Below are 9651 nucleotides of genomic sequence, written 5' to 3'. Positions count from 1 at the left end.
ACGCATCACTGGCCGAGCCTTGAATCGACACATGATCAATCCGGAGAACAGCTAATGAACGCAGCCATCCGTCTTCCGGTCGAGCAGGCCTATGCCGCCGAGTTGCAGGCGCTCGCACGCAATGACGACCGGCAAAGGCCTGCCGGATGGAGCCTTTCGCCAAAGGCGGTTCTGATCTATCTGCTTGGCGGCAAGGCTGACGACGGCACGCTGATAACGCCGAAATATGTCGGCCGCCGCCGGCTGATGGAAACCGCGGTGGCGACGCTCGCCACCGACCACGCGCTGCTGCTGCTCGGCGTTCCGGGCACGGCGAAATCCTGGGTATCGGAGCATCTCGCCGCAGCCATCATGGGTGACTCGACATTGATCGTGCAATGCACGGCCGGCACCGATGAGAACCAGATCCGTTATGGCTGGAACTACGCGCAGCTGCTGGCCAAGGGCCCAAGCCAGGACGCGCTGGTGCCGACTCCGCTTTACCGCGCCATGCGAGACGGCAAGCTCTGCCGCCTCGAGGAACTGACGCGCATGGGTTCGGACGTGCAGGACACGCTGATCACCGTGCTGTCCGAAAAGATGATGCCGATCCCCGAACTCAACACATCGATCTATGCGCAGCGCGGTTTCAACATCATCGCCACCGCCAACAACCGCGACAAGGGTGTCAACGAGCTGTCCTCGGCACTCAAGCGCCGCTTCAACGTCGTCGTGCTGCCCTTGCCTGAAGATATGGCCGAGGAAGTAGCGATCGTCTCTAAGCGCGTCGGCGAGATGGCCGGCGGTCTCGACCTGCCGGTACCGAAGAATGTCGGCGAGGAGATCGCCCGGGTGCTGACCATCTTCCGCGAATTGCGCTCCGGTGCGACATCAGACGGCAAGGTGACGTTGAAGACGCCATCCGGTTCGCTGTCCACGGCGGAGGCGATCGCAACGGTGGTCGGCGGCCTCAGCCAGGCGGCGTGGTTCGATAGCGGCAAGCTTGGCGCCGAAGGCCTTGCCGCCAGCCTTGTCGGCGCCATCGTGAAAGATCCGGTGCAGGACAAACTGGTACTGGAGGAATATCTGGAAACCGTGCTCAAGAAGCGGCCCGACTATGCCGGCTACTATGCGGCCCTGAACGCGGCGATCTGACGCCATGGCGCTCAGCGACGTTTCCTATTTTGGCATACGCCATCACGGGCCCGGCTCCGCCGACAGCTTGGTGCAGGCGTTGCAGGATTTGAAACCGGTCGCCGTGCTGATCGAAGGGCCGGCCGACGCCTCGGCGCTGCTGCCGCTGCTTGCCCGCGCCGAAATGCGGCCACCGGTAGCGCTGCTCTGCTATCCCGAAGATGATCCGGCTTCGACCGGTTTCTGGCCCTTCGCTGAGTTCTCGCCGGAGTATCAGGCGACGCTCTGGGCCGTCGCCAACAACGCGACAGTGCGGTTCATCGACCTGCCGTCATCAGCCCGGGCTGTGCCCATTGAGGCCGAGGGGGAAACCGATGACGATAAAACTGAAGCCAACCTAGAGGCTGACTTGGCGCCGCATTTGCGGGACCCGATCGGAACGCTGGCACAGGCCGCCGGCTATGAGGATGGCGAGAGCTGGTGGTCCGATATCATCGAGCAGAACCCGCAGCCCGGCCCCATCTTCGCTGCCATAGCCGATGCGATGACGACGCTGCGGGACGGCGAAGGTCCGCTCGCCGCATTCGAAGCAAAGCGCGAAGCGCATATGCGGCTTGAAATCGTCGCCGCGAGCAAGGAATTCGACGGTCCGATCGCTGTCGTTTGCGGAGCCTTCCATGTGCCGGCACTGCAAGCGACGCGGCCACAAAAAGAGGACCAGGCCCTGCTCAAGGGGCTTGCTCGGCGCAAGAGTATGATGACCTGGGCGCCATGGACCGGACCGCGCCTTGCGCTCGGCTTCGGCTATGGCGCCGGCGTCGTCGCACCCGGCTGGTGCAAGCATTTGTGGCAGACGCGTGGACAAGGTGACGCCTCGGTCCTGTGGCTTGCGCGCATCGCGGCAGTGCTGCGGGCCAAGGGGCACATGGTCTCGACCGCCTCGCTGATCGAAGCCGAACGGCTGGCCCGGACGCTGGCTGTGATTCGCGAGCGGCCAAAGCCCGGCTTTGAGGAACTGCGCGACGCCTCGATCGCGGCCCTGTTCAACGGCGAAGCGCTGCTGTGGGCGCTGGTCGAAGCCGAATTGCTGCTGGGCGCCGATGTCGGTGAAATTCCGCCAGACACGCCGCTGGCACCGTTGATCGAGGATCTGCAACGCAACCAGAAGGCAGCGCGGCTGAAGCCCGAGGCGCTGGAGCGCGAACTGTCGGTCGATCTACGCAGCGAGAGCGGGCTGTTTCGGTCGACCTTGCTGCACCGGCTGAATGTGCTTGGCGTGCATTGGGGCAAACTGGCCGACAGCGGCCGCAGCCGCGGCACGTTTCGCGAGCGCTGGGCACTCGCCTGGGAGCCGGAATATGCCGTGCGCCTGGTCGAGAATCTGGTCTATGGGCCGACCATCGAAAAGGCCGCCAATGGCCGGCTGATCCAGATGATCGGCGCGGCGACGTCTCTTGATGCGATGGCCGCGCTGGTCCAGGGCGCCATCACGGCAAACCTGTCGGAAGCGTCGACCGCGGGTCTGGCGACACTTGAGGAACGCGCGGCGCGCAGCAGCGAATGCCTGGAAATCCTGGCATCGGTGCCGCCGCTCGCCGACATCATCCGCTACGGCGAGGCCCGCAAGACGGAAACCGCCCGTCTCTCCGGTCTGCTGGAGCGGCTGATCGTCGAAGGTGGGATTGCACTTGCTTACGCCGCCCGCGACCTCGATGCCCAGGCTTCAACGACGCTGGTTGGCGCGATGCGCAAGGCTGATGAAGCGATCAGGCTGGTCGAACCTGAGCAGGGCGTTCTGGACGCATGGCGCAGTGGACTGGCCGCCGTGCTCGATGGATCGCGATCGACGGCGCTCGTGGCGGGCTGTGCCGCGCATCTGCTTTACGAAGCCGGCCATGTGTCTGCCGACGCCGCGGCGGCCCTGATCGCAAGGCGTCTGTCTCCGGGAACGCCGGTCGCCGAGGCGGCAGGGTTCTTCGAGGGTTTCTTCAGCACCGCCGGCCAACGGCTGATCTATGACGAGGGACTGCGCGGCGCGGTTGATGCCTGGCTCAAATCCCTCGACGAAGACGCCTTCATTGCCCATCTGCCATTGCTGCGCCGAGTGTTCTCGCATCTGGACTCGATGGAACGGCGGCGACTGATCGAAGCGGTCCTCGGCCGGGCCAGGCGCTTGCCGGCGGGGCTGACGCCGACGCCGGATGGCAGTGAAGCCTGGCGCCGGCACCTGGAACGGCTTGGGCCTTTGCTGATGAGCGAGAACGGCAATGGATGAAGAGCCCGATATCGACAAAACCGAGCCGGCTGGCGACGGACGGGAGCGCCGCTGGCGGCTGGCGATCGGTGCCGATGACGAGGCCTCGTCAGCGCTTTCCGACAACGACAAGCGGCTCTCGGCGGCTCTCGATGCGCTCTATGGGGATGGCGCAGGCGATGCCGGTGCCGATCCGCGCAAGCGGCGCGGCGGGCTCGGCCGCTCGGCGCCACGGGTGGCGCAGTGGATGGGCGATATCAGATCGTTCTTTCCCGCGCAGGTCGTGCAGATAGTCCAGAAGGATGCCTTCGAACGGCTCAACCTGAAGCAGATGCTGATGGAGCCGGAATTCCTCAAGGCGATCGAGGCGGACGTCAATCTCGTCGCCGACCTGATTTCGCTGCGCTCCGTGATGCCGGCCAAGACCAAGGACATTGCGCGTACGATCATCGCCGATATCGTCGCCAAGTTGATGCAGCGGCTGGAGCAGAAGACGGCCGAGGCGATACGCGGCGCGGTCGACCGGTCGCAACGCACCAACCGCCCACGCCAGCGCGACATCGACTGGCCGCGTACGATCTCAGCCAACCTTCGCCATTACCAGCCCGAGCACAAAACCATCGTGCCGGAGAAGCTGGTCGGCTTCATGCGCAAACAGCGAAGGCTGGTCGACCTGGATGAGGTCGTGCTGTGCGTCGACCAGTCGGGCTCGATGGCAAGCTCGGTGATCTACGCCTCGATATTCGCCGCGGTGATGGCCTCTCTGCCGGTCGTGCGGACCAAGCTTGTCTGCTTCGACACGGCGATCGTCGATCTGACCGAGGAGCTCAGCGATCCTGTTGAAGTCTTGTTCGGCGTGCAGCTTGGCGGCGGCACCGACATCAACCAGGCCGTCGCCTATTGCGCGGACCGCATCGAGCGGCCGACCAAGTCGCATATGGTGCTCATCACCGACCTTTATGAGGGCGGCAACGGTCAGGAACTGCTGCGGCGGCTTGCAGCACTGGTTCGCTCCGGCGTCAATGTCGTGGTGCTTCTGGCGCTGACCGACCAAGGCAGGCCCGGTTATGATCCGAAGATGGCGGGCTCGGTGGCCGCGCTCGGCATTCCGGTCTTTGCCTGCACGCCGGATCTGTTTCCAGACATGATGGCGGCGGCATTGCGACGCGAGGATATCGGCGCATGGGCGGCCGGCGCCGACATCAAGCTTGTTCGTGCCGAATCCGAAGCGCCGGAGTGAAACAGCTGGTACCAGAGCTGCCAGGATGCTCCTGGCAGCTCTGGTAGAGATCGCTGGATCTCAGCCAAACTTCGGGTCGAGACTGCCCGACTTATACCGCTTGGCCATCTCAGCGACCGGCAGCGGCTTGATCTTCTGCGCGTTGCCGGCGGTGCCGAACTGTTCGAAACGCTCCTTGCAGAGCTTGCGCATGGCGGCCATGGCAGGCGTCAGGTACTTGCGTGGGTCGAACTCGCTCGGGGTCTCGGTCAGCACCTTGCGGATCGCGCCGGTCAGCGCCATGCGGTTGTCGGTGTCGATGTTGATCTTGCGCACGCCGTGCTTGATGCCGCGCTGGATTTCCTCGACCGGCACGCCCCAGGTCGGCTTCATCTGGCCGCCATATTTGTTGATGATCTCCTGCAGATCCTCCGGCACCGAGGACGAGCCGTGCATGACCAGATGCATGTTGGGCAGGCGACGGTGGATCTCCTCGATGACGTTCATGGCCAGCACCGCGCCGTCGGGCTTGCGCGAGAATTTGTAGGCGCCATGGCTGGTGCCCATTGCAACCGCCAGCGCATCGACATGGGTGTCCTTGACGAACTCCACCGCCTGTTCGGGATCGGTCAGCAACTGGTCGTGGCTGATGGCGCCTTCGACGCCGTGGCCGTCTTCCTGCTCGCCGCCGCCGCTCTCCAGCGAGCCGAGCACGCCGATCTCGCCTTCAACGGACACGCCGCCCCAATGCGCTATGTCGACGACGCGCTTGGTGATGCCGGAATTGTAGGTGTAGTCGGCAGGTGTCTTGCCGTCTTCCTTCAGCGACCCGTCCATCATCACCGAGGTGAAGCCGTACTGGATCGCGGTGACGCAGGTGGCTTCGTTGTTGCCATGGTCGAGATGCATGCAGACCGGAATGTCGGGATGGATTTCGACCAGCGCGTCGATCAGCTTGGCCAGCACCACGTCATTGGCATAGGCGCGCGCGCCGCGGCTTGCCTGCAGGATGACCGGCGACTTGGTCTCCTCGGCGGCCTCCATGATGGCGAGGCCCTGTTCCATGTTGTTCATGTTGAAAGCGGGTACGCCGTAGCCGTATTCGGCGGCGTGGTCGAGCAATTGTCTCAGTGTTATGCGAGCCACCCAATAGTCTCCCGTATCTGGTTTCAAGCGCAACGTCGCGGGCCGGCCGGTCGCCGGTCGGCCCTGGATGCTTCTGGCCGGATTTCGAGCCAATCGCAACCTTCACAGGCCCTGTCGATCGCAATTCTTGTTGCAGCGCTGAAATCCTGCCTGTTTGGTCATCCAGTGCGCGAGCAGGTCGGACTTTGGTCTGAGATATCGCACGCATAGGTCCTGCGCGTTGTCTCAACAGCCTTTCCTGCGCAAGCTCAGGAATATTCGAACATTTGGCTGCGTTGCCTCCAGGTTAGCAACGGAGAATCCAGCCATGCATAAATCGACCTCAAGCCGGTTCATCTGGTTCGCACTGCGCGCCTCGACAGCGTTGGCCCTGACCGTAGCGCCTTATCATCTCAGTCTGGACGCCGCGTCCAAGATCGGACCCGCGGCGGCTTACGCTAAGAGTGGGGATGGCGGTGGTGGCGGAGAAGGCCATGGCGGTGGTGGTTCCGGCGGCTCGGGTTCCGGTGGCAATTCCGGTTCCGGGGGTGGCGATGACGGCGGTGACCATGACAGTGGCAATTCTGGGCCCGGGGGTGGTGGCGATGATGGGCCAGGTGACGATCACGGCGCAAACGACAGCGGTCACCACGGACACGAGCATGTGAACGCTGCGACTGGCGACAAAGTCGAAGTGGAAGGCAACAAGATCGAGGTCACTCATCCTGACGGGACCAAGGAGGAGATAGAGAACGGTAGGCTTGAGACAAAAGATGCGTCAGGCCGCACCATTGTCGAGCGTCGAGCCACTCCCGCGGATATAGCCCGGCTCAACAGCCTGTAGTTCCGCTGGACCTTTTCAAGCCAGTAAGAGCCTGCTGCCCGCAGGGAGGCAGCAGGCCGATTTAGGGAGAGCGGCGTGCGATCTGCGCGTTACGTCACGCCGCGATCAACTCCCGTGCCGCCAGGATCTGCACGCAGGCATTGGCCGCTTCCTTGCCCTTGACGGTGAAGTGCTCGAAGAAGAAGCGGTGATGCTCGGCGCTGTCGTGGTAATTGTGCGGGGTGAGCACCGCCGACAGCACCGGCACGCCGGTCGACAGCTGCACGTTCATCATGCCGTCGATTACCGCGCTGGCGACGAATTCGTGCCGGTAGATGCCGCCATTGACGACAAAGGCGGTGCCGAGGATCGCGGCATAGCGGCCGGTCCCGGCCAGGGTCTTGGCATGCAGGGGGATTTCATAAGCGCCCGGCACGTCGAAGACATCGACGGTGAAGCGCTCGCCTCCGATGTCGGCCAGCTCCGCCTCGAAAGCCCTTACGCACTGGTCGACGATGTCGGCATGCCAGCGTGCTCTGACAACGGCGATGCGAACAGTTTCGTAGTCTTTATGGGAATGCTGATTCATGGGTCCATCCTTCCGTTTCGAACCAGAATCAGGACGCACGATACGGATTAAGCCCGCGAAAAGCGGGCCGGCTTCCGTTTCGTTCTCTTCCATCCGGACTCTAACCGTCGGCCCCGGAATCACACCGGATCTGCTGACCTTTCCGAAACCGGAAAGCGCTCGCGGGCTCAGGCCGAAGCCTTTACCGCCGGTGGGGACTTTCACCCCGCCCTGAGAACATTAACGGGCTTTGTATGGAAGGGCAGGGCGCCGCTGTCAACCGTGAGAGGGTTGGGCCAAGCACGTTCGACTACCGCGTGCGCCACGCCGCCGCCGATGCGGCAACCAGCATGAGCAGTGCTGCAACCATCGCGCAGACAGCAAAGCCGAAGTTGGAATAAAGCGGTCCGAAGCTGGTGGTGCCGACGAAGACCGCGAGGTAGGTCACAGCGCTGTTCAGGCCCATGATCGTGCCGCGCCGCGACGGATCGAGCCCCGACAGGCGCGTCACTAGGACGTTCAATCCGAAATGATTGGCCAGTCCCCAGATCGCCACCATGGCCAGGATCAGGCTGAAGCTGTTGCTCGCCGCTGCAATCGCGACATAGACGGCGGCGACAAGAAGATAAGCGAACGGCATGACGCGGCGCGCGCCGATCCGGTCGATGACACCGTCGAGAAGTGCTGCCATGCCGAAACCCACACCATAGGCAAGCGCCGCCAGGCCATTGGCGCTGACCGGCTCGCCCAACCCGACATGAAGATGGTCGCCGAGATAGCCATAGACACCGTAGAAGGCGGTCATGAAGGCGGCGCAAGCGATCAGTAGCGGCACGATGCCGGGAATGCCGAGCGCTTCCAGCGGGGCGGGCGCCGGCCCGGCCTTCCTGATGTCGCTGAGCGAGGTCACTGTCAGCCCCACCCATGCAAGGGCCGCAAGCACCGCGACCGCGGCAAAGACGGCACGCCAATGCACGAGATCGGCAAGCACGGCCGACAGCGAGACGCCCGCCACCATGCTGAGCGTCCATCCGGTCAGAACGACACCGATCGTGCCGCTCTCCCTGCCCGGTGGGGCGATGGCTGCCGCGCTGGCATAGATCGCCGGCATGGCGATGCCGGCGGCAATGCCGGCGAGCAGCTGTGCCGCGACCAGCAGGAGCACCGTGGGTGCGGCGGCACTTGCGACCAGCGTCAGTGCCAGCAGCAACAGGGCGCCCTGCAGCATCCGGCGTGCACCGAGCCGGTCGATGTAGCGGGCCAGGAACAGGGCGCTTGCGGAAGTGCCGAGGCCGAACGCGGCCGCCGCAATCATCACGGCCGGCACGCTGGTACCGAACGACGAGGCCACGGCAGGTGCAATCGGACCCAGCACAAGCGAGTTCGAGCCGATCACGGCGATGCATCCGGTCAGCAGATAGGCAAGCGCCGGAATCGGTGCTCGGGCAGTCAATGGTGCAACTTGATCAATGTTCGACATATCAGCATAATGGCCGTATTCTATTCAGCAGAGAACCAGGAATTTCGCCATGGATGAAGAAACAGATGGCATTCTGCAGAACAGGCCTGCGGCCCGCGACCTCGACGCGATAGACCGAAGAATATTAGGCGTCCTGGTCGATGACGCCACGATCAGCTACGCCGAACTCGGCGATCGCGTGGGCTTGTCGCCACCGGCAGCGCATGAGCGGGTCAAACGGCTCCGGCGTAGCGGCGCCATCCGCAACACAGTCGCCATCATCGATCCCCGGGCGGTGAAAAAGGCTTTGCTTGCCTTTGTCCATATCGACACCAGGGGCTGGGGAAAGACACCCGAACTGATGGCGGTCTCGCAATATCCCGAAGTCGAGGAGATCCATACCGTCGCCGGGGATACCTGCATGCTGCTGAAGGTCCGCACGGAAGACACGAGGGCACTCGAAGGCCTTTTGGCGCGCCTGTACGAAACGCCGGGGGTCACCTCGACGCGCAGCTATGTGGTTTTATCGACCTATCTGGAGCGGCCGGTGCAGCCGGGCATTACCGAGACATGGCCGACCCCGAAGCATATGGCCGAGCCTCTGTACTAGAAGCGAGCGGCTACGCGCGCTCGGGAAACATCGCCTTCAGGCCCTCGCGCGATGCCTTGGCAACGCCGCGCTCGGTGATCAGGCCGGTCACCAGCCGCGCCGGCGTCACGTCGAAGGCCGGGTTGGCCGCGGGCGTCGTCTCGGGCGAAATGCGCACCTGGGCAATCTCGCCGGCAGCGGTCTTGCCCCAGACCAGCGACACCTCGTCGGCCGAGCGCTGCTCGATCGGGATCTCGGCCAGTCCGTCATGCACCGTCCAGTCGATGGTCGGCGACGGCAGCGCGACATAGAACGGCACATCATTGTCGGCGGCGGCGAGTGCCTTCAGATAGGTGCCGATCTTGTTGCAGACATCGCCATCTGCGGTGGTCCGGTCGGTGCCGACGATGACCATGTCGATCTCGCCGCGCTGCATCAGATGACCGCCGGCATTGTCGACGATCAGCGTGTGCGGCACGCCGTGCCCGGCCATCTCCCAGG

8 protein-coding genes, 1 pseudogene and 1 riboswitch are annotated in these 9651 nt (G+C 63.8%); of the genes and pseudogenes, 5 read left to right on the top strand and 4 right to left on the bottom strand.

All coding sequences use genetic code 11. From position 1 onward, the window contains the following. The first annotated feature begins 54 nt into the window (after nucleotides 1-54). The 3 genes from EN935_RS11400 to EN935_RS11390 are packed head-to-tail and all read left to right on the top strand — an operon-like array spanning nucleotide 55 to nucleotide 4607. Nucleotides 55-1134, top strand: coding sequence for an AAA family ATPase (locus EN935_RS11400; protein WP_127265864.1), 1080 nt, complete (start codon nucleotides 55-57; stop codon nucleotides 1132-1134). A gap of 4 nt (nucleotides 1135-1138) precedes the next feature. Then, nucleotides 1139-3388 (top strand): DUF5682 family protein, encoded by a 2250-nt coding sequence (locus tag EN935_RS11395; RefSeq protein WP_127265865.1) that lies wholly within the window; start codon nucleotides 1139-1141, stop codon nucleotides 3386-3388. Next, on the top strand, nucleotides 3381-4607 hold the full coding sequence (locus EN935_RS11390) for a VWA domain-containing protein (RefSeq protein ID WP_127373324.1): 1227 nt from the start codon (nucleotides 3381-3383) through the stop codon (nucleotides 4605-4607). Before EN935_RS11395 ends, EN935_RS11390 begins: the two co-directional genes overlap by 8 nt. Before the next feature lie 60 nt (nucleotides 4608-4667). Here the strand turns inward: EN935_RS11390 and fba are convergent, their stop codons facing one another. Beyond that, nucleotides 4668-5732: a class II fructose-bisphosphate aldolase gene (gene fba, locus EN935_RS11385; RefSeq protein WP_127373323.1), complete on the bottom strand. Its 1065-nt coding sequence runs from the start codon at nucleotides 5730-5732 to the stop codon at nucleotides 4668-4670. Between the two features lie 307 nt (nucleotides 5733-6039). Here fba and EN935_RS41410 point away from each other — a divergent pair, with 307 nt between their 5' ends. Next, on the top strand, nucleotides 6040-6555 hold the full coding sequence (locus EN935_RS41410) for a hypothetical protein (protein ID WP_127262441.1): 516 nt from the start codon (nucleotides 6040-6042) through the stop codon (nucleotides 6553-6555). Nucleotides 6556-6649: 94 nt separating this feature from the next. On the opposite strand, the gene EN935_RS11375 is transcribed toward EN935_RS41410, so the two are convergent. Both EN935_RS11375 and EN935_RS11370 read right to left on the bottom strand, forming a co-directional pair. Further along, nucleotides 6650-7123, bottom strand: a complete 474-nt coding sequence (locus EN935_RS11375; protein ID WP_127262442.1) for a 6,7-dimethyl-8-ribityllumazine synthase — start codon at nucleotides 7121-7123, stop codon at nucleotides 6650-6652. A 77-nt stretch (nucleotides 7124-7200) separates the two neighbouring features. Then, a riboswitch (FMN riboswitch) is annotated at nucleotides 7201-7345 on the bottom strand. Nucleotides 7346-7412: 67 nt separating this feature from the next. Further along, nucleotides 7413-8582: an MFS transporter gene (locus EN935_RS11370; protein WP_127262443.1), complete on the bottom strand. Its 1170-nt coding sequence runs from the start codon at nucleotides 8580-8582 to the stop codon at nucleotides 7413-7415. Between the two features lie 49 nt (nucleotides 8583-8631). Between EN935_RS11370 and EN935_RS11365 the strand changes: the two genes are divergently transcribed. Beyond that, the gene (locus tag EN935_RS11365; protein ID WP_127262444.1) at nucleotides 8632-9171 is read left to right on the top strand and encodes an Lrp/AsnC family transcriptional regulator; all 540 of its coding nucleotides are present in this window, start codon (nucleotides 8632-8634) and stop codon (nucleotides 9169-9171) included. 10 nt (nucleotides 9172-9181) lie between these two features. Here EN935_RS11365 and EN935_RS11360 read toward each other — a convergent pair. After that, nucleotides 9182-9651 (bottom strand): annotated as a pseudogene (locus EN935_RS11360) (S-methyl-5-thioribose-1-phosphate isomerase); the annotation flags it as partial.

Origin of the sequence: Mesorhizobium sp. M7D.F.Ca.US.004.03.1.1 (genome assembly GCF_003998635.1) — a bacterium.
GTDB lineage: Bacteria > Pseudomonadota > Alphaproteobacteria > Rhizobiales > Rhizobiaceae > Mesorhizobium > Mesorhizobium loti.
The sequence above is the reverse complement of the archived record's forward strand: the minus strand, read 5'-3'. Positions and strand labels throughout refer to the sequence as shown.